At 57.5% G+C, this 24761-nt stretch carries 17 protein-coding genes, 1 tRNA gene and 1 riboswitch; of the genes, 9 read left to right on the top strand and 9 right to left on the bottom strand.

The annotated features are described in order from the left end of the window. The 3 genes from SCM96_12795 to SCM96_12785 all read left to right on the top strand — a co-directional run. On the top strand, window positions 1-567 hold a 567-nt coding region (locus tag SCM96_12795; GenBank protein ID MDW7761495.1), incomplete at its 5' end, for a hypothetical protein. A 113-nt stretch (window positions 568-680) separates the two neighbouring features. Next, window positions 681-3071: a protein kinase gene (locus tag SCM96_12790; protein ID MDW7761494.1), complete on the top strand. Its 2391-nt coding sequence runs from the start codon at window positions 681-683 to the stop codon at window positions 3069-3071. Window positions 3072-3264: 193 nt separating this feature from the next. Beyond that, window positions 3265-5970, top strand: a complete 2706-nt coding sequence (locus SCM96_12785; GenBank protein ID MDW7761493.1) for a glycosyl hydrolase — start codon at window positions 3265-3267, stop codon at window positions 5968-5970. Between the two features lie 98 nt (window positions 5971-6068). Here SCM96_12785 and SCM96_12780 read toward each other — a convergent pair whose 3' ends face one another. Both SCM96_12780 and SCM96_12775 read right to left on the bottom strand, forming a co-directional pair. Continuing rightward, window positions 6069-6347, bottom strand: coding sequence for a hypothetical protein (locus tag SCM96_12780; protein ID MDW7761492.1), 279 nt, complete (start codon window positions 6345-6347; stop codon window positions 6069-6071). Window positions 6348-6401: 54 nt separating this feature from the next. Continuing rightward, window positions 6402-7355 carry a diguanylate cyclase gene (locus SCM96_12775; GenBank protein ID MDW7761491.1) on the bottom strand — a complete coding sequence of 318 codons (954 nt, stop codon included), beginning with the start codon at window positions 7353-7355 and terminating at the stop codon, window positions 6402-6404. Window positions 7356-7559: 204 nt separating this feature from the next. Here SCM96_12775 and SCM96_12770 point away from each other — a divergent pair, with 204 nt between their 5' ends. Genes SCM96_12770 through SCM96_12760 form a run of 3 tightly spaced genes read left to right on the top strand, consistent with a single transcriptional unit; the run spans window position 7560 to window position 10025 of the window. After that, window positions 7560-8639 (top strand): XRE family transcriptional regulator, encoded by a 1080-nt coding sequence (locus SCM96_12770; protein ID MDW7761490.1) that lies wholly within the window; start codon window positions 7560-7562, stop codon window positions 8637-8639. A gap of 32 nt (window positions 8640-8671) precedes the next feature. After that, window positions 8672-9091 carry a hypothetical protein gene (locus SCM96_12765; GenBank protein ID MDW7761489.1) on the top strand — a complete coding sequence of 140 codons (420 nt, stop codon included), beginning with the start codon at window positions 8672-8674 and terminating at the stop codon, window positions 9089-9091. Continuing rightward, on the top strand, window positions 9000-10025 hold the full coding sequence (locus SCM96_12760; protein MDW7761488.1) for an FAD-dependent oxidoreductase: 1026 nt from the start codon (window positions 9000-9002) through the stop codon (window positions 10023-10025). The genes SCM96_12765 and SCM96_12760 overlap by 92 nt, the downstream gene beginning before the upstream one ends. 7 nt (window positions 10026-10032) lie before the next feature. Here the strand turns inward: SCM96_12760 and SCM96_12755 are convergent, their stop codons facing one another. From SCM96_12755 to SCM96_12740, 4 genes are all read right to left on the bottom strand, one after another. Further along, a complete protein-coding gene (locus SCM96_12755) occupies window positions 10033-11424 on the bottom strand; it encodes a sigma-70 family RNA polymerase sigma factor (GenBank protein ID MDW7761487.1) in 1392 nt (463 codons plus the stop codon). Window positions 11425-11581: 157 nt separating this feature from the next. After that, complete coding sequence (locus SCM96_12750; protein MDW7761486.1) at window positions 11582-12385, bottom strand: hypothetical protein; 804 nt, start codon at window positions 12383-12385, stop codon at window positions 11582-11584. A 229-nt stretch (window positions 12386-12614) separates the two neighbouring features. Next, the gene (locus SCM96_12745; protein MDW7761485.1) at window positions 12615-14555 is read right to left on the bottom strand and encodes a TonB-dependent receptor plug domain-containing protein; all 1941 of its coding nucleotides are present in this window, start codon (window positions 14553-14555) and stop codon (window positions 12615-12617) included. Further along, window positions 14545-14666: riboswitch (molybdenum cofactor riboswitch) on the bottom strand. (Overlaps the previous gene by 11 nt.) Before the next feature lie 52 nt (window positions 14667-14718). Further along, a complete protein-coding gene (locus SCM96_12740; protein MDW7761484.1) occupies window positions 14719-15558 on the bottom strand; it encodes a hypothetical protein in 840 nt (279 codons plus the stop codon). Window positions 15559-15715: 157 nt separating this feature from the next. Here SCM96_12740 and SCM96_12735 point away from each other — a divergent pair, with 157 nt between their 5' ends. Beyond that, window positions 15716-17269 (top strand): solute:sodium symporter family transporter, encoded by a 1554-nt coding sequence (locus SCM96_12735; protein MDW7761483.1) that lies wholly within the window; start codon window positions 15716-15718, stop codon window positions 17267-17269. On the opposite strand, the gene SCM96_12730 is transcribed toward SCM96_12735, so the two are convergent. Both SCM96_12730 and SCM96_12725 read right to left on the bottom strand, forming a co-directional pair. After that, window positions 17256-18335, bottom strand: coding sequence for a bifunctional methionine sulfoxide reductase B/A protein (locus tag SCM96_12730; protein ID MDW7761482.1), 1080 nt, complete (start codon window positions 18333-18335; stop codon window positions 17256-17258). The genes SCM96_12735 and SCM96_12730 overlap by 14 nt on opposite strands. 100 nt (window positions 18336-18435) lie before the next feature. Beyond that, window positions 18436-21336, bottom strand: a complete 2901-nt coding sequence (locus SCM96_12725; protein MDW7761481.1) for a prolyl oligopeptidase family serine peptidase — start codon at window positions 21334-21336, stop codon at window positions 18436-18438. A 172-nt stretch (window positions 21337-21508) separates the two neighbouring features. On the opposite strand from SCM96_12725, the gene SCM96_12720 reads away from it, so the two are divergent. Further along, on the top strand, window positions 21509-23083 hold the full coding sequence (locus SCM96_12720; GenBank protein ID MDW7761480.1) for a tetratricopeptide repeat protein: 1575 nt from the start codon (window positions 21509-21511) through the stop codon (window positions 23081-23083). A 224-nt stretch (window positions 23084-23307) separates the two neighbouring features. Next, a tRNA-Arg gene (locus SCM96_12715) sits at window positions 23308-23383 on the top strand. Between the two features lie 195 nt (window positions 23384-23578). Here the strand turns inward: SCM96_12715 and SCM96_12710 are convergent. Further along, window positions 23579-24712: a pyridoxal phosphate-dependent aminotransferase gene (locus SCM96_12710; protein ID MDW7761479.1), complete on the bottom strand. Its 1134-nt coding sequence runs from the start codon at window positions 24710-24712 to the stop codon at window positions 23579-23581. Window positions 24713-24761: the final 49 nt, after the last annotated feature.

The raw sequence follows: 24761 nt of genomic DNA, 5'->3' as shown, positions 1-24761 counted from the left end.
CGGCAGACCCGCCATGCCCGCCGGGGAAGACCTCGCCCGGGGGCGCCTCTTCGAGAGTTCCGGATTCGCCGGTTGACGCTTTCGGTATCCCGGAACAAGGCCGCTCTTCGGGCCGAAGCCCGGACCGACGGCGTCTTCCCCTTGACCACAAACCTGGAGACAACCTCCCGCAAAGGGGTCCTTCTCATCTACAAGGATCAGCCCTACGTTGAAAAACGCCATGCCCTCTTCAAGACCGAACTCGGAGTCGCTCCGGTCTACCTCAAGAAACCAAGCCGGGTCGCAGGCCTGATTCATGCGACCTTTCTGGCGATGATGGTCGACGCGCTCATCGAACGGACGGTCCGCCGGTCCATGGCCCGACGAGGAATCGACCGGCTGCCGATTCTCCCCGAAGGACGATGGTCGCCGACCCCCACGACGGCCCGCATCCTGGAGACGTTCAGCGATGTGGCCTGGTACGAATTCGAACGCCCCGCGGACCAAGTCGTCTTTCCCATCCGGCTTTCGCCGCTGCAAAAGGATCTTCTTAAGCTTCTTGAAATGGATGCATCTGCTTATCGCTGAGTGATAGAATGGACGGCGAATTAAATGCCGATATTCAGCCCCGGCTTCGTGCGGAATGTAGGCTACACCCGCGACCTATATTGTTTTATAGTTGACGAAAAGGGAGAGGGATCATGGGAAAATTCTTGAAATGTCCTCGCTGTCATTCCGATAATCCCGAGTCCTCGCGGTTTTGCAATGACTGCGGATCCAGTCTCGATGGCAAGGCCGCGCCGGACCCGAAAGTCCAACCGTCCTTCACGAAAACGCTCGATACGCCCACGCCCGCGCTTAAGAAAGGGACGCTCTTCGCGAACAAATACAAGATCGGCGGCGAGATCGGCCGGGGCGGCATGGGGGTCGTGTTCAAGGCCGAGGACGCGAAGCTCAAGCGCTCGGTCGCTCTGAAGCTTCTCCCCCTCGAACAGTCGCAGTCCCCCGAGGCCAAGGAACGGTTCATGCGCGAGGCCCAGGCCGCGGCCGCCCTCGACCACCCCCACATCTGTACGGTCTACGAGGTCGAGGAGCAGGACGGCCAAATGTATATCGCCATGGCCTTTATCGACGGGATGAGCCTCAAAGCGAGGATCGTCCGGAAGCCGCTCGAAGTCGCCGAAGCCATGGACATCGCCCTGCAGGTCGCCGAAGGGCTGGGGGAAGCCCATCGCAAAGGCGTCGTCCACCGGGACATCAAACCGGCCAACATCATGCTGGCCGCCCGGGGCGGGGTCAAGATCATGGATTTCGGGCTGGCCCGGCTGGCGGGCGCCGGGGACTTGACGCGAACGGACGCGGTGATGGGCACGGTCGCCTACATGTCGCCCGAACAGGCCTTGGGCCAAAAAGTCGACCACCGCACGGACATCTGGTCTTTCGGATGCCTGGTTTACGAGATGCTGGCCGGCCAGGGCCCGTTCCAGGGCGGGCACGAGCAGGCGGTCTTTCAGGCCATTGTCCACGGCGAGCCCGAGCCGATCGCGGCTCTGCGGAGCGACATCCCGGCCGGCCTCGCCGGGGTGCTGGAGCAATGCCTCCAGAAAAGCGCCCTCAACCGTTATCTGGATTTCCAGGCCCTGATCCAGGACCTCAAGGCCGTGGATCTCCGTGTCATCGCCTCGGCGCCCGCACCGTCTTCGCATAAGCCGTCCACATCCATCGCCGTCCTACCCTTTACCAATATGAGTTCGGAGAAAGAGCAAGACTATTTCGCCGAGGGAATCGCCGAGGAGCTTCTGAACGCCCTGGCCCATATACACGACCTTCGGGTCGTGGCCCGTACCTCGGCTTTCGCTTTCAAAGGCAAGGACATCGACATCCGGGAGATCGGCCGGAAGCTCAACGTCAAGTCCGTTCTCGAGGGCAGCGTCCGGAAGGCCGGGAACCGCCTGCGCATTACAGCCCAGCTCATCAACGTCGAGGACGGGTTCCATCTCTGGTCGGAGCGCTACGACCGGGACATGGCCGACATCTTCGCCATCCAGGACGAGATCACGACGGCCATCGTGGACAGCCTGAAAGTGACCCTGAAGGTCGGCGAGAAGACCGCCCTTCGGAAGCGCTCCACGGAGAATATTGAAGCTTACAACCTCTATCTCCAAGGCGTTCATTTCTGGAACAAGAGAACACCCGAGGGAGTGAAGAAAGGCATGATATACTTCCGGGAGGCGATTGAAAAGGACCCCGGCTTTGCTCTGGCCTACGCGGGGCTGGCGAACAGCTACAATGTCATCGGCTATTACGGTCCCTTGTCTCCCAGGGAAGCGTTTCCTCAAGCCAGAGACCTGGCCCTGAAAGCGCTGGAATTGGACGAGTATCTGGCCGAGGCCCATACCGCGCTGGGCACGGCTCTCGGGACTCATTATTGGGACTGGGCGGGCGCCGAAAATGCATTCAAGCGGGCGATCGAGCTCAATCCGGGCTATCCCTCCGCCCGCCAATTATATGGGATATTCCTGATGTTTGTCGGCCGCTATGATGAAGCCATTCAAGAGCTCAGAAAGGGCCAGGAACTTGATCCGGTGTCCGCCTCGATAACCTGGGTTTTGGGAATCGCTTTTGCCCATGCTAGGCATTATGACCGGGCCATCCGGGAATACAAAAAGGCGATGGAACTCGACCCGGCCGCGTATCTACCGTATTTATGGACGGTATTTCCTTATTCAATGAAAGGAATGCATGAGGAGGCCATCGCCGCCGCTAAGAGGATGCTGGAGCTTCTGGGAGAAGAGATATCGCCCTGGAATACCGTGCTCGCTCAAGTCCATGCTGCGGCGGGAAATCAGGATGAGGCCAGGAGGATCCTTACCGAGGTCATCGCTCTTTCGGAGAAAAGGTATGTATCGCCGGCATATATCGCAGGTGTCTATAGAGAACTCAATGAAAGAGATAAGGCCTTTGAATGGCTGCATAGGGCCTATGAGGAGCGTGACCACTGGCTTCTTACGATCATAGCCCGTCCCGGCCTTGACAACTTGCGCGAGGACCCGAGGGCCAAAGCCCTGCTCAGGAAAATGGGACTGGAGTAGATCCATCGATCCGGGAATTTTGCAACCTATTGAAGGAGGAGGCCAGCTCCTTGACCTTCGAAGTTCATTATTGTTAAAAATTTCATTTGGGGAGGTGAGACTCTAGGAAAATCGGCCAACCCGGGCGGCCCGGCCTGTTTATCGGGCCGCCGCCGCGCTTGACACCGCTTGTGGGCCGAAATATCGTTATTGAATGAAAAACCTGTATCTGGCCATCATGGCCTTGTTAGCCGTTGGATGTTCATTGCAGCATGAAAAAAAAGAAATGGACCTGCAGCAACTATCTCAAGAATTCGTCGATCCCCCTGTTTCTTCAAGACCCGGAGCTTACTGGTGCTGGCTGAATGGTGATGTCACCAAAGAATCCATCACCCGTGACCTGGAAGAGATGAAAGCCAAAGGGATGGGAAGGGCCGAGATTTGGGATGTCGCCGCCATGTTCAATCCAGACGAAGCCTTCGGGGTGGGGCCTGAGTTTCTGGGTGATGAATCGGTCGATCTGATTCGCCACGCCCTGGCTGAAGGGAAACGCCTGGGGCTCTCCATTGGCATGGTTGCCTCAAGCGGCTGGAACGCAGGCGGTTCATGGGTGGAACCCCACTGGGCATCGAAAGCGCTGTATATTTCGGAACTGAACATTTCCGGACCACAATCCTTCTTCGGTGCATTGCCCTACCCTGCATTTCCTGCACGCAGTCCGAAGGATGAATCCGGACTACCGGTTTTCTACAAAGAAATAGCCGTGCTGGCAATCCCGAACAATCCGGAGAAAAAGATACATGACCTTTCAGATATTGTCATCCTTAACGATCGTTATGATGGGATGGTTTTAAATTGGGATGTGCCTGAAGGCGACTGGAACATACTAAGGGCTGTCTGCTCCAACACAGGACAACACCTCATCGTTCCCAGTCCCAACTCCAATGGACTCTTTATTGACTTTCTCGATCCAAAAGCAACCATAAAGCATTTCGAATATATCCTGGGCCGCCTGGGCATTACCAGGGAGAATGACACTGAATCAGGATTGGACTACCTTGAATTTGACAGCATGGAACTGGATCAGGCAATACCCTGGACTGATGTCATGGACAGCATTTTCAAGGCCCATCACAATGATGACATCATCCCATATTTACCCGCTTTCGCAGGATGGGAATTACCAGGTGGCAATGATGATTTTCTCTATCAATTCAGAAAAACGGTAAGCGATCAACTTATTTATAGTCATTATACCACCGGTCGCGACTTTCTTGCTGAGTTTGGCCTCGACCTGGTTGCCGAGGCGGGAGGACCCGGTCCGCCGATCTGGAACTCCTGTCCGGTCGATGCCCTGAAAGCCCTCGGCCATGTTAGCATCCCGCGTGGTGAGTTCTGGAAACGCTACCGGCTCAATATATTTCTCGTAAAGCAAATTGCCAGTGCTTCAAACATCTACGGACTTAACCTTGTTGATGCTGAGGCCTTTACCACCTGGAGGAGGTGGACAGACTCCCCTTATGCATTGAAGAAATGGGTCGACCGTGCTTTTTGTGAAGGCCTGAACATGGTTACCATCCATACGTTTGCCAACACACGACCGGAGCATGGGTTTCCCGGCAGGTCATATCATGCCGGTACCGACATCAATCCCACGGCAACCTGGTGGGATAAGGCAAAACCATTTATGGATTACCTGGCCAGATGTTCACACATCCTGAGGCAAGGGAAATTCGCTGCTGATGTTTTGTATTATTATGGTGACAAGGCCCCGAACTTTTTTCCGGAATTACAAGGCGATCCCGGCAAGCCCCGGCTGGAAGGCCTCAGTCACGGATATGATTTTGATGTGGTCAATACCGATGTGATCCTCAACCGCCTGGAGTCTTCAAAAGGCAGGTTGGTACTGCCCGACGGCATGAGCTACAGCTTATTGGTGCTTCCCGACAGGGAGGATATCCCCGAAGAAGTGGTGAGAAAAGTTGAAAAGATGATGGCTGACGGGGCCAATGTGTTGATCCAGAGTCCGGATATCGCAAGTAGAATAGGAGGAAATGCATTCCGGAACATCAGCATGGATGAAGCGCTGAATCGTTTATCCATTGCCAAAGACTTCACTGCCAACTCCCTTGCATTCGATTATATCCATCGCAGGGGCGGCGATGTGGAAATCTATTTTGTCACAAATACAACCGATGAAAATGTCGCTGAAACCTCTGTTTTCAGAACAACCAACCGCCAGGTTGAGCTCTGGGACCCGGTAACAGGCAAACAATATGTCATGAAAGACGCCGTCAGTAAGGATGGGAAAACAACCATAAACCTGCATTTACCACCCTATGGCTCCTGCTTTATTGTATTCAGTCCTCAAAAACGGAAGCTCGAAACTTACGCCGGTCTGGTTGAAGGGCCGGCAACAGAGGTTGAAGGCCCCTGGACACTGACCTTCCCGGAAGGTTGGGGAGCCCCTGCATCTGTCACACTCAACGACCTGATTTGCTGGACTGAACATGAAGATGAAGGCATCAACCATTTTTCTGGTACCGCCACCTATTCCAACAATTTGCATTTTACGCAAGAGGTGCTTAACGGCAACAAAAATATCACCCTCGATCTTGGAGAAGTCTTGGATGTAGCAGAAATCTTTATCAATGGTGAATCTGCCGGGGTGCTCTGGACACACCCCTACAGCTTGAATATTAAGGACTATTTAGAGCAAGGAAACAACGACCTCAGGATAGAGATCACCAATCTGTGGATCAACCGCCTGGCCGGAGATATGCATCTGCATCCGGAAGAGAGATTCACCAAAACCAATCATCCCTTTATAACACGTGATTTTTCAAATTGGTGGGCCGATGCGGCATTCAGGGTTCAGCGATCAGGCATGATGGGGCCGGTTACCTTAATCAAACACTAACCTGAATTATCTTATTCTTTGCCATATATTTAATCAAAAATATGGTGAGCTGGTCGGAGTCGCTCGAAGCGACCATCGAGGGCGATTCCTCCGGGTCCTTAAATGAGGCCCATTTTCGTCAGGGCGGTCCGGCCCGGATCGTCCTGGGGATCCTCGCCCGGAAGATAAAGCCGGACGCCGCCTTTCGACGGCCGGATGACGATTTTTCCCTCCTCGGCCAGGCGGGTTGTCGTCCGGACGGGGTCTTCGCCGTGGTAGTACATTTTGAAGGCGGCGTTGAATCCACTGAAGACGGAGTGGATTCCCTTGAAGGATCCCGTCCGGAGCTTTTCGACGGCCAGTTTGACGAATTCCTCATGATTCAATCGACGAGTCATGCGCGTTCTCCCTTCAAGGGAATAGACGCGCCGCGGGCCGCGGCTTTCTCGCTCTCAGAAAGTGTCTTTCTGGACGAAATTCAGGCTGACCTTGTTCCGTCCCCGCCACTTGCTGTGCATCATGAGTTTGTGGGTGCGGTTGACCAGGCTTTCGGGTGTGTCGTATCTCTTAACCAGGCAGGCCCCGATGGAAACCGTGGCGTTCAATGTCTCGGTCTCCGTCATGAGATAGGATTCCGCGACCATGAGTCTCAGTTTGTTGGCCACGATATCCAGGCGGTTTTCCCCGATGTTGTGCAGAAGGACCAGGAATTCGTCGGCGTTCCAGAGGCCCATGACATCAAGATAGCGGATGTTCTTCTGGAGGTTCCGGGCGATGATCCTGAGGATTTTTCCGGCGTTGAAATTCCCGTGTTTTTCCTTGAATTGGCCGTATTGGTCGATATCGATATAGAGAAGGCCGAAGGGGATTCCGAATTTCTTGTATTCTTCCAAACGTTTTTTCAGAATCGTCTCCAGAAAACTCCGGTTGGGAATTCCGATTTCGGCATCCAGAAAGCCGCTGTGTTCCAGAAAAGCCGGGCCGGGGGGGACCATGATCAAAGGGGTGGTCGGGGAGAAGAGGACGGCGGCACCCATGAGGTTTCCGTCGTCGCTGTCGACGGGCAGAATGCGGAGATGAATCGGAATGCGGTAGCCCGCCTTATGGGGTAGAAAGGCATCGACCGTAATGATCGTGCTATCCCGAACGGCTCTTTCGACGGGACAGGCCGAGTCTTCTTTGCCGGCGTTTACCGGCTCCATGTGCAGTCCGACGTCGTCGCTCCAGGATTTCCCCGACATTTCGTCTTCCGAAAAGCCGGTCATCATTTCCGCTGATTTGTTCCAGCCGAGGATTTTGAGATCCTTGTCGATATAACAGATTCCGTCACCGACCTGATCGGACAGAATTCCGCAAAATCGGTGCGAAATGGTTTCGAAAAAGGGATGTGTCTTCAAATCCGACATGGCCGACCTTCCTTTCCCACCATCGATCCAGCTCTCTTATATCAAAGGCAAGGGCCTCCTGTCAAAAACAATCGGCATCATGGTTTCCTAACCTGCATCAGAGTCGCGACTTTGCGGCAAAGAGCAGGAATAATAACAGTTGCGGTCGGTTGACAGGTTGGGGACTGCGTGTTATTCTCGCCCACGCCGAGGGGCAGGCGGGACATGCGAAAAATCATCGGCGGCCGGATCAAAAGCGCCAGGGAGGCGTCCCGGCTCAGCCAGGGAGACTTCGCCAAGGCCGTCGGGCTGTCCGCCGAGTACATTTCCCTTCTTGAAAAGGGAAAACGAACCCCCCGTTTCGAAACGCTGCAAAAAATCTCGGCCTTCCTCAACAAGGACATTTCCTTTTTTTTCAAGGATCGGGAGCCGGGGTTCGGGGCTCTTCTGGGGGATCCCGGCCTCGATCCCGACATCCGTCAGGCCGTGGTCAAATTCCGCCGCTATTGCGAGCGCTACCTCGGACACGAGGACATCTGCGGGCGCCATCTCGATCTTGCCCCCGCCTACGGTGCGACGTCCCCCGAACGCATGGCGGACGAGGAGCGCCGGCGACTGGGGATCGGCCGTGAACCCATCCGCGACATCTTTGCGCTTTGCGAAAGCAACGGCTGCCGCATTTTCAGGCATCCTCTCCCCGAGCCCTCCCGGGTTTCGGCGATTTTCGTCTTCATCCGCGAGAAAAACGCCGCCTTCGCCATGATCAATTCCCTGGAAACGCCCGTTTGCCAGATGCGCATTGCGGCCCATGTCTATGCCCATTTTCTGAAGGACCGCTATGAGACGCCCATCATCGACAAGGACGATGTTTTCGTCGACGAGTATGTCACGCTGTACTCGCCCCGGGAGGCCTCGGCTCAGGCCTTTGCTCTCAGGTTCCTTGTGCCGCCGGACAAGGTGGCGGACATCATGGACAGGGATCTCAAGGTCGGTCGATGCGGTTTCGAGGATGTTCTTTACCTGAAACGATACTTCGGCGTGTCTTTCCGGGACATGTTGCGGGTCTTGAAAAATCTGGGAGGGTTGCCCGGATCGCGTTTTGAGGAATATTTCCAGAGGGACGAAAAAGCCCGCGAAAAGGAAATCTTCAACGCGGCGGCGTCCGGAGGGCGCCGGGGATCCGGCCGGGAAACCCGGTTTCCGGGCCTCGGCCGCTCCATGCCTTCCGACAGATTCAAGCTTCTGGCATCGGAAGCCCGCAGCCTGCATGCCAAAAGGCAGCCCCGGCTCATCGATCTCGAATGAACGGAATGCGCGCCGTCAAGAAGGAGGAAACCATGAGGATGAGTTGTCTCGTCGCCGGTCTGGCGGCCGGCGTCTTTCTGCTTTTCGGATGCTCGGGAGGGCCGGGCAAGACTCCGGCCGCAGATTATGAATGGGTGACCATCGACGAGGATTATGAGCCGCGCGACATCATTGAGGAATTTATCAAGGCGGACACTTTGCGCCAGGGCATTGCTCAGGTCGAGATCCGGAATTACGGCCGGAACGCCGGTGTTCTCAAGGCTTTTCGCGGGGCCCGGTTCGCCGGCCCGAATCCAACGGTCCTGTCCATGACCTGGCCCGGACTCGATGACTGGATGCTCGTGGACATCAAGCACCCTCATGAAACCGGCCGGGAGATCGAAAGAACCATTCTCTATGTCATGGTTCGCGGTCAGTGGATGGTCGGAGACAGCGGAAAACTCGAATTTTAATCGGGACGAAAGGCGGGAGATGAGTATGGGCGTGAAGACGATTGAAAAAGATGTGCTGATCATCGGCGCCGGACCGGCCGGGTTGACGGCCGCTCTCTACACGGCCCGGGCCGGAAAATCGACCCTCGTTCTCGAGGGCCGGGCGGCCTCGCGCATGGCCGTCGGTTACGAGCTGGAGAATTATCCCGGATTTCCCACCATCAGCAGCCTTGAACTTCTTGACAAATTCAAGGATCAAGCGAAGAGCCACGGCGCCGAGATCATGTCGGGAGACGTCCTGGCTCTGTCCCTGGAATCGGCGGAAAAATATGTCACGACCAAGGACAGCTTCATCCAGGCCCGAACGGTTATTATCGCCACGGGAAAGCCCTTTCAAAAGGGGCGCATGATCCCGGGTGAGGAAAAGCTGACCGGGAAGGGCGTGAGTTATTGCCCGATCTGTGACGGCCCCCTGTTCCGGGGCAGGGACGTGGCCGCCTACGGCCGGTCCGAAGACGCCGTTGAAGACGTCCTCGCCCTGCATCAGGCCGGTTGCCGTGTTCATTGGATTCCCGGCGGAAAAGGGGAGGCCTTGACGCCGGAAACCGAAGAGAAAGTAAAAAAAGACGGTATCCGCATCTATCCGGGTGTCGAGATCGCCGAGATTTCCGGATCTGACCGGGTCGAGGGCCTGAGCCTGAAAGGCGGCGAGCCGGCCTCGCTCGACGTCGCTGCCGTTTTTATTTTCCGCGAGATTCCGGCTGCGCCCCTTTTCGAAAAAGCCGGGCTCATTCTCGACCACAAGCAGTGTTTATCCGTGGACCGCTTTCAGAGAACAAACCTGGAAGGCGTCTATGCGGCGGGAGACGTCACCTGCGGAGGTCTTCAAGTCGTCTCCGCCGCCGGGGAAGGCTGCTTGGCCGCGCTTCAGGCCCTCGCCTATTTAAGAAAATAACGGCGGATCAATAGGCCTTCAGTTTTCTTCCGGGAGCGGTCTGTTGAAGCGCCCGGAGCGCCTTGATTTCGATCTGCCGGATGCGCTCGCGGGTCAGATTGAAGTGCCGGCCGACTTCTTCCAGCGTGTATTCGCGGCCGTCGTCCAGGCCGTATCTCATCTTGAGGATGGTGATCTCCCGATCGGACAGGGTTTTTAAAGCTTCGCCGATCTGTTCCTTCAGGCTGACATGAATGACGGTGTCGGGAGGGGAGAGTAGGGCGTCGTCCTCGATGATGTCGCCCAAAGATCCTTCGCCGTTTTCGCCAAGGGGGGTTTCCAGGGACAGAGGGTCCTGAACGGAGGACAGCATCTCCTTGATCCGAACCACAGGGAGATCCATCGCTTCGGCGAGTTCCTCGGGAGTTGCGGGCCGGCCTTCGGACTGAAGAACGGCCTGGGAAATGCGTTTCAGGCGATGCATGGTTTCGGTCAGGTGAACGGGAATCCGAATGGTCCGGCCCTGGTCGGCGATGCCCCGGGTGATGGCCTGACGAATCCACCAGGTCGCGTAGGTTGAAAACTTGTGGCCCCGCCGGTAGTCGAATTTTTCCGCCGCCCGCATGAGTCCGATATTGCCCTCCTGAATCAGGTCCAGAAGCTGCAGGCCCCGGTTCTGATATCTCTTGGCGATGGACACGACCAGCCTCAAATTGGCGGCAATGAGATCATCCCGGGCCCGGTCTCTCATGAGTTTGCCGCGGCCGACTTCCCGAAGGATGTCCCCGGCGTGTTGTCTTTCGGACGGGCGCCCATCGAGAGACAGGCGCTCAAGCCGTTCGAGGATCCGAAGGACGGCCTCATCTTTCCAGTCGGAGCGGAGATCGAGGTCGGCGACAAGATGCATCATGCGGACGACGATTCGGGCGCGCGCCCGGCGGTTCCGGACGGCCGGCCTGACCCCGCGCAGCCGGGCCTCCTCATTTCTGATCCGGCCGAGAATGTCGAGAATCCGCCTCCGGTGAGTTTCCGGGTCTCCGGCGTCCGCACCATCCTCCGGGGTATTGACGAAACGCGACGGCTGTGCTGAGGACTCGCGGATCTCTCTTTCCATACCGGCCAGCTCCTCCAGAGTCAGGCGGGTTCGGGCCAGGGCTTTCTCGAGAATTCTTTCGCCGCGCTCCTTTTTTCTGGCGAGCGCGATCTCCTCATCCCGAGAAAGAAGCAGGATGCTGCCCATATCCTTGAGATAGACCTTGACCAGGTCCGTGCTCTGTTCCAGGCCCTCCGGAGAAAACATCTCTCGGGGGCGTTCTCCCGGCTCGAAACGGGACAATGTCTCCAGGACTAAATCGGGGTTTCGTCTGGAACCGTTCCTGGGGATCACCGTTTCGTGGTTATATGCGAACTCGTTTGCCATTGTCGGCCTCCTCAACATACATATTACATAGGTATACTAGTAATATATGATTTCCGTTGCAAAAATCAAGCTTTTTTTTCATGATATGACCAAAAATTATTACGATGGGGAAAGGCGGATCGTTGCATCAGCCTGATCGGGGCGCGAATTGATCAGGCTAGGAGCCGGCCGGGTCGAGGATTTCGAAGTCCGTATACTCCTCCTCGACGACGAGACGCATGGTTTTCAGCAGAAAACCGGCATGGATTTTCATTTGGGACGCCTTGAGGGCGAGACTTCCGATGCCGGGCTGAAAACGAATATCCATCTCCAGGTGTTTGACGAATCGGGGGTTTTTGGACGGCCGGAGCTCGACGCGGAGAACGTCCAGGGTCTCCCGGTCGATGTAATAGCGGCCTTCAAAGACCTCGGAATCCTTGGCCCGGGCTTCGGCCGAAAGGACCCGGGCGGGGCGTCCGGAGACTTCCGCGTCCGGCAGAAAGGAGAACGAGTATTTTATCCGGTTTTCCCGGGAAAACGGAGCCAGATCGGCGACGCTCATATCCCGCCGTCCGCCGGAACGCTCTCTGTCCCGAGCGGAATCTCTGCGGCGTTCTTCGGCTTTTCGGCGTCGTTCCTCGGCTTCCAGGACGTAGGTCTCCGTGATGTCTTTCGTTGTCCCTTTTTCCGTCTCCAAGACCTCCAGGATCTCTTCTCGGGAAAGGCCCTCAGTGACGGTTGTGATTTTTCGCACAACCGTCGTTTTCTCGGGTTTCCAGTTCTTGTCCATCTCAGTCACGGAGGATCGGACGGCGGCCCGCCAGTTTTTGAGGTCGGAATACGAATCGATGCGGGTCGAGAGCGCGTCGAGAAAATCATCCCAATCGTGATCCGGGTTTTCAGCGTGAGAGCGGACTTCCGGGGCCGCGGAAAGAAGGCCCGCGAGAATCAGGGCTGCGGACAACACGGCGGCGGTCTTCATCTTGTCTCCTGCGAACGCAGATATTATACCACCCCATAATAACGCCGCCGGAAATTCCGGAACCGCTTGTATGCCCGGGGCGATGCCGGGATTTTCAAGACCGCATCAATATCCGGGCAGGCTTGCACGCCTCTTTTTGGTGCTGAAAATCACGTTCTAACGATGATGCAAAACTTTAGAGAAAGGCCAAGTCATGATTTATCAATCAAATACCAAAGCCAAGCAAGGCTTAGAAAATGCCGGCCCGGATGCCCGCCTCGATGAACCGGCCGCGCCAGGGAAAACCGGGCTCGGTGTAGAAGGCCTTGTTAAAAAGGTTGGTCACCCGTAAAAACGGTTCGACGGGCCCGGCCTTCAGGGACACCACGACATCCATGGAGACGAAGGACGGAATTTCAAGCAATTTCTGGGCGTTGAAGTCATACCAGTTGGTTTTCGAATTGATAACCCCGAAGATCCCGGCCCGAAGATTCCGCAAAGGTTCGAAAGCCAGTTCAAAGTTCGCGCTGTGGGCGGGCGTAACGTCCAGGGGGCGGTCGTCGGTCTCGTTCCGGTGGTCGAGATAGGTGTAGTTGACCGTGGTCCGAACGATGTTCCAGTCCTTCTGGGCCTGGATTTCGAAGCCGTTGATGCGGGCTTCCCCGATGTTGAAATACCGGCGCGAGCCGTCGGGCAGGCGCTGGCTGTCGATGAGGTTGCGGAGGCTGTTGGCGAAGACTGCGCCGCTCAGGAAGACGCCGCGGTTGTAGGTGAAACCGAGTTCCCAGCATTGCCCGTATTCGCTGAGAAGATCGGGATTTCCCGATGAGAGTGAATACAGGGACCTCATGTTGGGGAACCTGGATTTCCCGGAGAAGGAGAACCGGAGATCCATATCGTCGATCGGGTAGTATTTCAGGCCGATGAGGGGGTTGACCTTCGTGACGGCTCCCCCTGTATCTTTATGCAGGGAATCAAGACTCAATCCCCCGATGATTTGCCATTTTTCGCTCAGTCTGAAATGATCTTCGAGACCCGCGGAATAGACTTCCTGGGAGAACTCGATCCAGGGAAGCCCGACATCGTCCTGTTGGCGGGCGACGTCCCGCTGGGCGTACACGCTGGCTTTCAGGCTGTGCCGGTCCGACAGAAACAGATCGGCCAGCGCGAAAAGCCCGGCGTTCGAGTTGTCGAATGTGCTTTCGAACTGACGCCGTGTCATCTGGGCGTCTCTGAACTGTTCGAGGATGTTGAAGTAATTGACGGAATAGGCCCGGAAGCGAAGTGTGGAGCGATCGCCGAGAGCCGTGAATCCACCTGCGCTCAGAGAGGTTCTATTCCAGTCCTTGAATTTCCAGTACCGGGCGCGTCCGAACAGGTCGGGCGGCATGCCGTAGTCCGAGCTATAGGTCCCGACGGAGGCCATGATCTCCGTCCGTTCCGAAGGATTGTAATAGACCTTCGCACCGAGATTCAGCCGCCGGTAATAGGTGTTCGTCCGTGGCACAAGTTCGCCGTTGTCATCGACGTAGTCGAATCCTTCGGAGTCCTGGTAGAGGGCGCTTCCCGAAAATCCCCAGTCTCTCCATGTGAATGTCGAATCCAGGCCGAGGGCTTGAGTTTTTCTGTTTCCGGTCGAGGCGTTGAGGGTCAATGTCGGCTTGGCCGAGGGCCGACGGGTGATGACGTTGACGATGCCGCCGAGAGTGTTGGGTCCGTAGAGGACGGAGGACGGTCCCTTGGTGACCTGGAGGGACTGGATTCCCCCGGCCGAAACGGTTTTGATGTCGAAGTTTCCGTAATAGGGTTCGGAGACCGGGACGCCGTCCACAAGGAGGGCGATCCGCCGGGAATCGACGCCGCGGAGTTTCAGATTGTACTCTTCTTTCGATCCCACGGTGACCATGGCGCCCACCGCGTGCCGGACGACGTCGACGAGGTCGCGCGGGCGCATCAGAGTGACGGTTTCGGCCCCGACAGTGGTTACGGTCGAAAGCGGCGCTTCGCGGGGCGCCTTGCCGACGACCAGGATTTCCTCGGTGATCCGGGTTTGGGCTTCCTGCTCTTTCGGGTCCTTGGTTTTTTCTTTCGAGGCGGGAGTCTCTTGCGGTGCGGCGATGCCCCAGATCAGAAGGACGGCGGCCAGACACAGGGGGAGTGGTTTGATGGTGCGGAGGGTAATCCCGAACATGATATCTCCTTTTCAAATATGGAAGGATGAGCCGTTTCCCGCTCATCCCTGTCGGTCAAAGGGCATAGCCCAAGAGGCTTTAGCGCCTTTGACTCGGAGCGAAAGCGAATTTATCAAAATGTGACGCAGGTGTCAACTTGCGCTTCGATTTTGCGTGGCCGGCTTAGGATCCGGCGGGGGACTCATAGAAAACGGCGTCTTCTCCGTGCTTCCGAATCAATTCGTCGAGTTCATCGAGGATGAGATCCCGCCTCTTCAAGACGGCCTGGATCTCCTTGGGGTTGAGGTATTTGCCGACCGAAGTCCGGATTGTTTTGGCATCGAGTCCGCGGAGGCGCTCGACAAAATTCCGGGGCAGGGGGGCGATCGGTTTCCGGCTCATGCCTTTATCGCCGTACACGAGCTGATCGACATAGAAGTTGTGCGTGCGGAACGCACGGGAGTGATCGAGCAGGATCACGCGCCAATCCGCCGTATAGGCGATGTTCTCCTGGGTGCGGTCGATGTTGGCGATCAGGCAGTCGAAGGCATTGGCCAGTCGCTGCCTCCTGTCGCATGCGTCCTGCCGGTCTTCAGGAATCTCCCGGTCCTCGCTGTTGAGGGCGCGCTTGGTTGTCAGGCCTTCGACCCAGTATTGGAATGAACCTTTTCTCATGCGGAAACGCCGTTCCACGGTCGGCGGAATCATTCCCACCCCGAGATGGTCATCCAATCGGTAGGCGGCGATTTCGTGGCGCCAGCCCTCATGGAAATCCGAATCTCCGGCGGACGGATCTTTCCAGATGCCGGAGATTTCCCGGTCTCCAAGGCGGACATGCATCCGCAGAGGCTTGGTGACGCCGATCCCGACCTCTTTCCAGTGAAGAATTTCGCCTTTCAGCAGAATGTCTTCGATCTTGGCCCTCTGCGCCAACTCTTCAGGCGTAAACTGGGGAATGACGGAGGCCGGGATTGCGCTCAGAAAAAACACCACGATGCCGGAAACAATGAATCGTTTGATCATTTGATGCCCCTTATCCATTCGACAATATAAAACCGCATATCCCGGATGTCAACCACTCTGTCTTGTCTTGACATCATCCGGTGTGCCGAATACGATGAGGGATCGCCGGGGATTCCCGCGACCTGCTGCCGGGAACCCATCGCATGAGGAGGCCGGAATGAACCTGAGCGCCCTGGATATTCTTGTTTTTATCGCCTTCTTTGCCGTCGTCCTCGGTGTCAGCATGTTCAAGAGCCGCCGCGAGGAAACGGGGGAGGATTTCTTCCTGGCCGGCCGGGGGCTTGTCTGGCCCATGATCGGCCTGTCCCTGATTGCGGCCAACATTTCCACCGAGCATTTTGTCGGCATGGCCGGACAGGGTGCGGGCATCGCCGGGATGGCCATCGCCAGCTATGAATGGATGGCGGCCATCACCCTTGTCGTCGTGGCTTTTTTCTTCCTGCCGAAGTTCCTCAGAAGCGGCATCTTCACCATCCCCGAATACCTGGAGTACCGGTATAATGCCGCCGCCCGGGCCATCATGGCGTTTTTTACGATGGCCATCTATGTCGGGGTCACGATCGCCGCCGTGATCTATTCGGGAGGGCTGACGCTTCAAACGCTGTTCGGCAACATCGAGAATCCCGGCCACCTCCTTTACGGTGTCCTGACCATCGGGATCATTGCCGGCCTCTACACGATCTGGGGCGGTCTCAAGGCGGTCGCCTGGGCCGATCTCTTCCAGGGTTCGGCTCTCATCATCGGCGGCGTCATAACCATGATTCTGGGTTTTAAGGTCATCGGCGTCGGGGAGTTTTTCAGCCACAATGCCGACAAGTTGCACATGATTCTGCCCCGGGATCATCCGGTGCTTCCCTGGACGGCGCTTGTGATCGGCCTCTGGATTCCGAATTTCTATTATTGGGGTCTCAACCAATACATCACGCAGAGGACCCTGGCCGCGAAATCCCTGCGCCAGGGACAGTTGGGCATCATTTTCGCCGCGCTGCTCAAGCTCATCATCCCCTTCATCATCATCTTCCCGGGCATCATGGCTTTCCAGCTTTACGGGGACCGGATGACCGGCTCGGGAGGAACGGACGCCGCTTATCCTCTCCTCATCCGGAACCTGGTCGGTCCCGGCGCGCGGGCCTTCATCTTCGCCGCGATCAGCGGCGCCGTGATCAGCTCGCTGGCCTCCATGCTGAACTCCGCCTCCACGATCTTCACGATGGATCTTTTCAAGCGCCATCTCAAGAAGGACGCGACCCAGAAAACCCTCATCCGGACGGGGCGGATTTCGACATTCGTTTTCGTTTTGATCGGATGCGCCATCGCGCCCCAGCTCGGGAATCCTGCTTTGAAGGGCATCTTCACGTACATTCAGGAATTCCAGGGCTATATTTCTCCGGGTATTCTGGCGGTCTTTGTCTTCGGAATGATTTCAAAACGGGCGCCGGCCGCCGCCGGAGTCACGGGCCTGCTTCTCAGCGTGCCGATCTACGGCTTTCTTCAGTGGCAGTTCAAGAGCGTGGCTTTTCTCAACCGGATGGCCCTGACTTTCGTCGTCATCCTTGGCGTCATGGCCGTGATGACTCTCATCCGCCCGCTCAAGACTCCCAAGGTCATGCCCGTACGGCAGAATTTCGACATGAAGCCGACCCGCTCCGTCTTCTGGCTCGGGATCTTCGTCGTGGCGGCGACGATCGCCCTCTATATCATCTTTTGGTAGGGTTGCGGCGCTTTTCCAAATAGCGCTGGTGATACTCTTCCGCCCGGTAGAAGTCCTGGGCCGGCACAACCTGAGTGGCCACGGGCTTTCGCCAACGCCCGGAGGCGTTGAGTTCGGCGATCTTCTTCAGGGCGGCCGCCTTCTGGAATTCATCGTGGAAAAAGACGGCCGACCTGTACTGGGATCCGACATCCGGACCCTGGCGGTCGACCTGGGTCGGGTCGTGGAGGCTGAAGAACAGGTCGAGGAGTTCCTCGTAGGTCGTTCGGGCCGGATCGAAGACGACCTCCACGGCTTCGGCATGGCCGGTCCTGTCCGAGCAGACCTGGGCATAATTGGGATTCGGGACATGCCCGCCGGAATATCCGACTGCGGTGTCGACGACTCCCGGATGACGCCGGATCTTGTCCTCGACGCCCCAGAAACATCCGGCGGCGAACGTCGCTTTTTTGGGACCGGGTTCGGCTTTTGCGCATGTCACGGCCGCTTTATCCGGCGGCCTGGATCCCGGCCCGTTTCCGCCCGCGGCCGTGTCCGCATCCCCGGACTGAAATTCAAGAGCTTCTGAATTGATGCAATAGCGCAGATGCGTCGGTCCCGGCCCGTCGTTGAAGACATGGCCCAAGTGGGCGTCGCAGACGGCACACAGGACTTCGGTTCTGTCCATCAGGAGAGACCGGTCCCGACGGTGGGCGATATGTTCGGTCCGGATCGGCGCCGTAAAACTGGGCCAACCCGAACCGCTGTTGTATTTGGTTTCGGAGGAAAACAGCGGCGTGCCGCAGCCCGGGCAAACGTAAAGGCCTTTTTCGTAGTGGTCGTTATGTTTTCCCGTAAAGGCCCGTTCCGTGCCCTTCTTGCGCATCACGCGGAACTGTTCCGGGGTCAGAATCTTTTTCCATTCGTCCTCGGATTTTATGACTTTGTCCATCACTTGGGGATCTCCTTCCGGAAGGGACGTGGTGTTTTTGAGATCGGCATGGATGAGGCTGTTCATGCCCCTCCAGCCGGCCAGGCTGAGCAGAACGGCGGCGGCGACGGCCGCGATATGGATACGGCGGATCATCGGTCCTCCTGTTGTTTATAAATCCTATATAAACAGTATACATTAGAGGCAGGAAAAAGCAACCCGGGCGGTTTGCCGGCATCAGACTCCGACAACCGCTCTAGTCTTGGGACTTCTCGGCCTTGGGATCCTCCGGCTTCGGTTTTCCGTCCTTGAGAATCAGATCTCCGGCTCTTTTCTTCAGGTGGTCCTTAAGATCGAGGTGAGACACGCCTTCGCGGAGCCAATCGGGCGCTTCGCCGCCGAGGAGATGGTGGTCGAAAAATTCCCGCATGCGGACGCCGTAGTCTTTCCGGTTGGGCGGTTTCCGGAGGCCGTGGTTTTCCCCGCTGTACTGGAGCATGACGACGGGCTTTTTCAGCCGCCGGAGGGTATTGAAGTATTCGATGCCCTGGTTCCAGTCGACCGCCCCGTCCTTGTCGTTGTGAAGGAGGAGCAGCGGGGTGACCACCTTTTCGGCGAAGTAGACGGGTGAATTGCGGGCATAGGCTTCAAGATTCTCCCAATAGCCGCCGGTGAATCGGCCCTGGCTGCTTTCGAAGATCGGCTGGTTGGCCGATCCCGTATTCCAGTAGATCGAGCTGTACATGGAAATCATATTGGTGAGGGGCGCTCCGGCCGCGGCCGCGGCGAAAGCGTCGGTCTGGGTGATCAGAAACGATGTCTGGTAGCCGCCCCAGGAATGGCCTTGAAGACCGACCCGCGTCTTGTCCACGACGCCCGTCGCGACGGCCGCGTCGAGGGCCGGCAGAACACACCATACGGCCGACATTCCCGGATCATTGATGGTGTAGACGATGTCGGGCATCAGAACGGCGTAGCCCCGGCTTGTGTAGGCCGCGGCGTTAAAGCCATAGGGACTCGGCATCAGATAGCGATTGAGGGATTGAGAGAGTTTTTCGTAGATGTAGACCAGGGTCGGATAGCGTTTGCCCTCCTCATAGCCGGCGGGCAGGAAGAGCGCCGCCTGAAGCCGGGCCCCTTTGGCGCTTGTGTAGTCGACGAGCCTGGCCCCCGAGGACCATAGGAAATCCGATTGTTGCGAATTGGCCTCCGTGAGCCGCCGGCCGTTTTTCAGCATGGCGCCGGCGGCATAATAATCGGGAAACGTTCCGGAAGTCTCCCGGGTGTAGAGATAGACGTCCGCTTTTCGGGCTTTCTGGAGACGGCTGAAGACGGCGTCGTCCCAGAGAAGCCGGGCTGCTCCAGGACGTCCCATTTCGATCCGGGCGATCCCGGTTTTTTTCGTCCATTCTCCGTAAACCGAGAAATACTGGGGAACGGCCGGATCGATGCCCTTTTCTTCGGGATCCAGCCGGATGCGGCTCTGGTACCGGATTTGTCCGGCGCGGCCGTCCGCGGTCAGATTGACCGCGCGCCCTTTCCCGGCCGGAACGTTCCAGACGTCCCATCCATCGGAGAGAAGAACGGAGAGGCCGTCTTTGGTCCAGCCGACGGGCGGTCGCGGCGGGTCGATGACGTTGTGGTCGTCCTCTTCGTTGACGAAGGAGACGGGAACCTCCGCGGTGATGTTCACCGAACGCCCTGATGGCATGTCATAGACATGGAAGTGGCGGTCCCTGAAGTAGAGAAGACGCGTTCCGTCGGGCGACGACCCGAAATACCAGCGGCAATTTTCGATCGCTTTTTTTCTTTCCCCGGTCGCCATATCGACGGCATAGACGTCCTGATGCCGCCGTCCGTCAAGATTGCCGTCAAGCTCATAGGGCGAGTTGTCGAGACCCACGGCCCACCGGTCCCGCGGCGCCGCCTCGATGCGCCGCAGATCATCGTCCGCCAGCCGGATGAATCGATTCTCTTTGGCCCGATAAACGGACAGGAAGCTGAACGCGGCGTCCCGCCTTTCCTCGACTTGTTGTTGGGATTGGAGGCGCCGGTCGAGCCAATGCCAGACGACCAGGCCGGGAATCTCCTCATCATCCAAAGCCGCGACCGGAGTTTCGGCTTTTTTCTCTTCGCTTGCAGGCGCCGTCCCGGCTTTTTTCTTTGCTTCGGCGATGCCGAAAACGAGCCCGTCCAGGCTTTCCGTCCAGCGCGGTGCGCGTTGGGAACTGATGGTCATGCCGGCGGGGAAGGCGGGATCGTCTTTCGGATCGTAGTGGATCTTCCGGATTTTATTGGTTCCGGCCTCGAAGCCCGAAAATCCCAGGACGGCCTGGAGCTTGTCCTCGAAGGCTTTGTCCTCGACGCCTTTCAGAAAAGCCAGCCCTTCACCCTTTTCAGACCAGGTCAGCCCTTTATAGAATGCCTTGCCGCTGTCCAGCGCGAAGAGCGCACCTGTCGTCATGTCGCGGATCTGGACGCCGTTTCCTTCGCCACCGAACGTGTCCACGACCAGGGCCAGCCTGCGCCCCTTGCGGTCGAAGGCGAATTCCGCGATGTTACCGAGCACAATGTCTTTTCCGGATCGCAGTTCACGAAGAACGAGATCGGAGCCGGTCCAGGCATCTTTTTCCTTTTCCTGACTCTCGGGAACATATTTATGGAGGGCCAGCCACCCCGGATTTTCCCCGGAGAAGGAAAAGCCGCGGATGGCCTGGAATTCTGTTTTTTCTCCGGAAGCCAATTCGACCAGGACGGCCCGGGTTTGGATACGCTTTCTTTCCTTTCTCAGTTTTTTGGCCTCCGACGTTGTCGGATGGGCGAGGAAACACAACCATGTTCCATCCTCGGAAAAGGCGATATCCCTTCCGGAAACGAAGGAGGGAGCATCGCCGGCGGGGAAACGCCATTCCCGGTCGTCCCGGATTCTCCGGGCGACGACCTCGGAATCGCCCTCAACCGGGCTCAGGCGATAAGCCAGCCAGGTGCCGTCCGGTGAAATCGTCGGCGCTCCGATCGATTTCCAGGCCAGAATGTCCTGAAGTTCCAGGGGGCGCGGGCGGCCCGGCGCCTCTTCGGTTTGTGTTCCTGCGGCGGTTGCGAAGAAGAAAGAGAAAATCAGAACCATGAAGACTGCGAAATTCCTCAAAGATTTCATGAGAGGCTCCTTTGCGGGATGGCGGTCGGGAATGACTTCATAACGACTTCGGAAACTTTAACAAAGCAGGGATCGCCTGTCAAAGACAGGCGCTATCAGGAGGGAACGGATTTCATGTATATTAAAAGTCATGAAACCGGAATTGTGAGGAAAAGAGGAAACGGGAGGCCGTATGAAAGGAAAAAATCTTATTTTGACGATGGCGGCCGCGACGGCCGGACTTGCTTTCTTTTTTCTGACCGTCTCCTGTGCGACTCTTCCCGGCCCGGGACCGTCCCCGCCGCCCGATATCGAGGAGCGGCTGACCGAAGCCGACGCCCTCCTGGAACGCGGGGCGTATGTCACCATCCGCGAGGCCGCCCGGATCTATGCCGAAGCCTATGCCTTTCCCGGCCTCCGAGGCCGTGCGGCCGCGCCGTTTTTCAAATCCCTTCTTCTCCTTTCGCTCCGTGAAGGAGAGATGGGGATGAAAGGCCTCCGGAATTTCGAGGCGGCGCGTCGGGTTTTTGAGGCCAACGCCTCCCTTGCCGGTTATCGGCCCTATCTCGAAATGGCCTGGCTTGTGCCGAAGAGTACGCGAGGCATCATCACCGAGATCGATATTGTGCCGGAATTCGAAACCGATTTCCAGGAGGTCCGGAAAAGAGTCTTGGTCATGGAGGAGGACCTCGCCGCCCGGTCGCTCGCGGACGAGTTCTTGGGCTATATTTTTACGGCCTGGAAATGCTCCCAGGGGATCTTTGCCGAACGGCGGATCGATCCGGCGGCCTATGTCGAGGCTTTTCCCGGGTCGATGCTCCTTCTCTATCGGAATGCCGTCTGCGGCGGAGAGGACCCCGAGGCTCTCAAGGGCCTTCTCACCCGGGAATCCGCCTTTTATGAAGCGCACTACCATCTCGGTCAGGAGGCTCTTCGCCGGGGTGCCGTTCTCGAGGCCGAATCCCATCTCCTCCGGGCCTTCGAGGGCATTCCCGAGTCGCCCCAGACACGAATCCTTCTGGCCGCTCTCTATTTTGCGACGGAAGAGATTGAGAAGAGCCTGGAGTTTTATGATCTGACGCTGGACATCGAGCCGGGCTATCGGGATGCGCTGCTCGGCAAAGCCGTCTGCCTGAGCGCCATGGGAAAACACGAGGAGGCGATCGCGGTCCTGGAGAAAAACCTGGAAATGGGATTCTACCTTGTCGGGGAGAGCCATTACTGGATCGCCCGGAACCTCTCGGCGCTCAAGGAACCGGAAAAAGCGGTCGGACACATTCAGGAATCCAAGGGCCGCCTGCCGACCAACACCGAAGTCTTCGGCCTCTCCGGCCGCCTGAATCTCGAGCTCGGGCATCTGGACAAGGCCGCGGCCGATTTTCTCGAGGCGCTCGAATACGGCCCCAGGAATACCGATGCGCTGTTCGGGCTGGCCAACATCCGGGCCCGGGAAAGCGCCTGGCTTGAATCGGCCGGATGGTTCGCCAAGGCCGCCGCGGCCACGGAAAGCGGCCTTCAGGCCGGCCGGGCCCGGCTCGGTGAAATCGAGAGCGCCCCTCTGGCTGAAAACCGGAAGTCCCGGATGCGGACAAAACAACAGGAAAAAATACGCAAGCTCGACGAGGCGCTGGCCGGTGCTTGGTACGGAGCCGCGGCGGGCTATGCCAACGCCGGGAAAAAGGACGACGCCCTGTCCGCCGCCGAGAGGGCCGCCGCTCACCCCTCATATAAGGAAAGAGCCGAGGCTCTCGCCGCCAAACTCCGTTAAAGCGTATCGACTTTGAAGTTTCCGCCGCCCTGGTGCTTGACGCTGTAGAGCAGGGCATCCGCGGCGAGGCGTTTCATGCATCTTAAAGAATATTCATTTTCCGGCCGATTTCAACATTTTTCTATGCCGAAGTCATGAATCGCAATCCGCGATGTCACAGGGAACCCTTTCGCGGCAGTTGATTTCCGGTCGCGGGATGCATACAATAGGCGAACCCGGAACACGCGCCTGTAGCTCAGTGGATAGAGCGACGGACTCCGGATCCGTAGGTCAGAGGTTCGAATCCTCTCAGGCGCGCCATCCGATTCCCTTCATTTGTCTGTTCTTTGCGGCTTTGATAAACTATCGACAGGAGGGCGGCATGAAAAAACTCAGTCCCTGGATCATTTTCGGCATTATTCTGATTGTGATTGCGATCATTGTTTTGATTATTTTTCTTTTGTTTTCGGAGGTCGAGACGGCCGAAGAGCCTGAAAACGGGCGGCCCGCCGCGCTTCACCCTGCGGAGCCCGACGGGAATCTTTTCATGTGGGCTTCGAAAAACGCGACAAACGCATCGTGGGGAACGGCGATGTTGATGCGGGCGTATCCCGCCGTCTGATCCTTCCGTGTTTCGGTGAAGGCGGCCAGAGAGATGGCGCCGATCCGGGACTCCAGAAGTTCCTCCGGGGTCCGGTTGATGATCGCGAAAATCCCCAGGCATTTTGCCTCCCGGTAAAACTCCGCAGCCAGTAAACCGCGGGTTTCCAGAAAAGCGAGATTTTTTGCGGTGTGTTCCGCGGTCGCCGTCCGGTAGGTCTCGGCCGCGGCCCTCCCCTCAGGGCGGGCCAGGAAATGCTCGATGAAGGCCTGGGCGATGTTGTCGACACCGTTTGTGGGAAGGGCCAGGCGCAGGGAAAACTCGGACAGGAAGTCCGGGTCGGAGGCGTGAACGAAACCGACGCGCAGTCCGCTGAGGCCGAGAGACTTGCTGAAGCTTTCGACGATGACGACGTTTTCAAGCCGAGCCAGGGCCTCATAGAAACCGTCCGAGGGGTCGAGAAAAAGACGGCGGTAGGGGCAATCGACCAGAACGGCGGCCCCGGCCGCTCCCAGATTGGCCGCCGTATCGATGACCCGCCCCGCGGGCTGAAGAGAGCCGAGGGGATTGTCGGGATCGCAGATCACCACGGCGGAACCGGTGAATCGCTCCGGCCGGACGGTGAATTCGTCGAGAGAGGCATAATAATCCCAACTGCGGTTCCGTATTTGCAGGATCTTGCGGTATGTTCCCCAATGAAATTCCGGAAGAAAGACCTTGTCGACATCCAGGATTTGAAAGGCGATATCGAGTCCCATGGAACCCCCGGGGGTGACGATGATGCGCTCGGACCGGGTTTGCCCCGCGAAATAGGAGGCGTTGACGGCCGTCTTGAGATCTTCGCGGCCGGTCGAGGGCGGATAGGCTTGAAGTTGAGGGGCATTGAAAGGAATGAAAGGCAGGGCGGATTGAAGGTCGATGGGTCGAACGCCGGGGATGCCGCGTTCGAGACGCAGGAACTCCACATTCCGCTCCCGGCTCATCCGGGTGATTTTCTGAGACAGGGCTACAATGGCCGAGGGTGTCGCGCCGCTTTTCAAAATTTTCATGGCGGCATTGTATCATCGGATTCGGGGGCCGGACAATGGAAATCCAGGC

The organism is Acidobacteriota bacterium (assembly GCA_033549365.1).
Taxonomy (GTDB): Bacteria; Acidobacteriota; Aminicenantia; order Aminicenantales; family Saccharicenantaceae; genus JAWSUF01.
Note: the sequence above shows the minus strand (reverse complement) of the source record. Positions and strands in the feature narration are given on the sequence as shown.

What these genes read in the sequence shown, in the direction of transcription:
- SCM96_12790 (MDW7761494.1), top strand. Translation starts at nt 681, where the DNA reads ATGGGAAAATTCTTGAAATGTCCTCGCTGTCATTCCGATAATCCCGAG.
- SCM96_12785 (MDW7761493.1), top strand. Translation starts at nt 3,265, where the DNA reads ATGAAAAACCTGTATCTGGCCATCATGGCCTTGTTAGCCGTTGGATGT.
- SCM96_12780 (MDW7761492.1), bottom strand. Translation starts at nt 6,347, where the DNA reads ATGACTCGTCGATTGAATCATGAGGAATTCGTCAAACTGGCCGTCGAA.
- SCM96_12775 (MDW7761491.1), bottom strand. Translation starts at nt 7,355, where the DNA reads ATGTCGGATTTGAAGACACATCCCTTTTTCGAAACCATTTCGCACCGA.
- SCM96_12770 (MDW7761490.1), top strand. Translation starts at nt 7,560, where the DNA reads ATGCGAAAAATCATCGGCGGCCGGATCAAAAGCGCCAGGGAGGCGTCC.
- SCM96_12765 (MDW7761489.1), top strand. Translation starts at nt 8,672, where the DNA reads ATGAGGATGAGTTGTCTCGTCGCCGGTCTGGCGGCCGGCGTCTTTCTG.
- SCM96_12760 (MDW7761488.1), top strand. Translation starts at nt 9,000, where the DNA reads ATGAAACCGGCCGGGAGATCGAAAGAACCATTCTCTATGTCATGGTTC.
- SCM96_12755 (MDW7761487.1), bottom strand. Translation starts at nt 11,424, where the DNA reads ATGGCAAACGAGTTCGCATATAACCACGAAACGGTGATCCCCAGGAAC.
- SCM96_12750 (MDW7761486.1), bottom strand. Translation starts at nt 12,385, where the DNA reads ATGAAGACCGCCGCCGTGTTGTCCGCAGCCCTGATTCTCGCGGGCCTT.
- SCM96_12745 (MDW7761485.1), bottom strand. Translation starts at nt 14,555, where the DNA reads ATGTTCGGGATTACCCTCCGCACCATCAAACCACTCCCCCTGTGTCTG.
- SCM96_12740 (MDW7761484.1), bottom strand. Translation starts at nt 15,558, where the DNA reads ATGATCAAACGATTCATTGTTTCCGGCATCGTGGTGTTTTTTCTGAGC.
- SCM96_12735 (MDW7761483.1), top strand. Translation starts at nt 15,716, where the DNA reads ATGAACCTGAGCGCCCTGGATATTCTTGTTTTTATCGCCTTCTTTGCC.
- SCM96_12730 (MDW7761482.1), bottom strand. Translation starts at nt 18,335, where the DNA reads ATGATCCGCCGTATCCATATCGCGGCCGTCGCCGCCGCCGTTCTGCTC.
- SCM96_12725 (MDW7761481.1), bottom strand. Translation starts at nt 21,336, where the DNA reads ATGAAATCTTTGAGGAATTTCGCAGTCTTCATGGTTCTGATTTTCTCT.
- SCM96_12720 (MDW7761480.1), top strand. Translation starts at nt 21,509, where the DNA reads ATGAAAGGAAAAAATCTTATTTTGACGATGGCGGCCGCGACGGCCGGA.
- SCM96_12710 (MDW7761479.1), bottom strand. Translation starts at nt 24,712, where the DNA reads ATGAAAATTTTGAAAAGCGGCGCGACACCCTCGGCCATTGTAGCCCTG.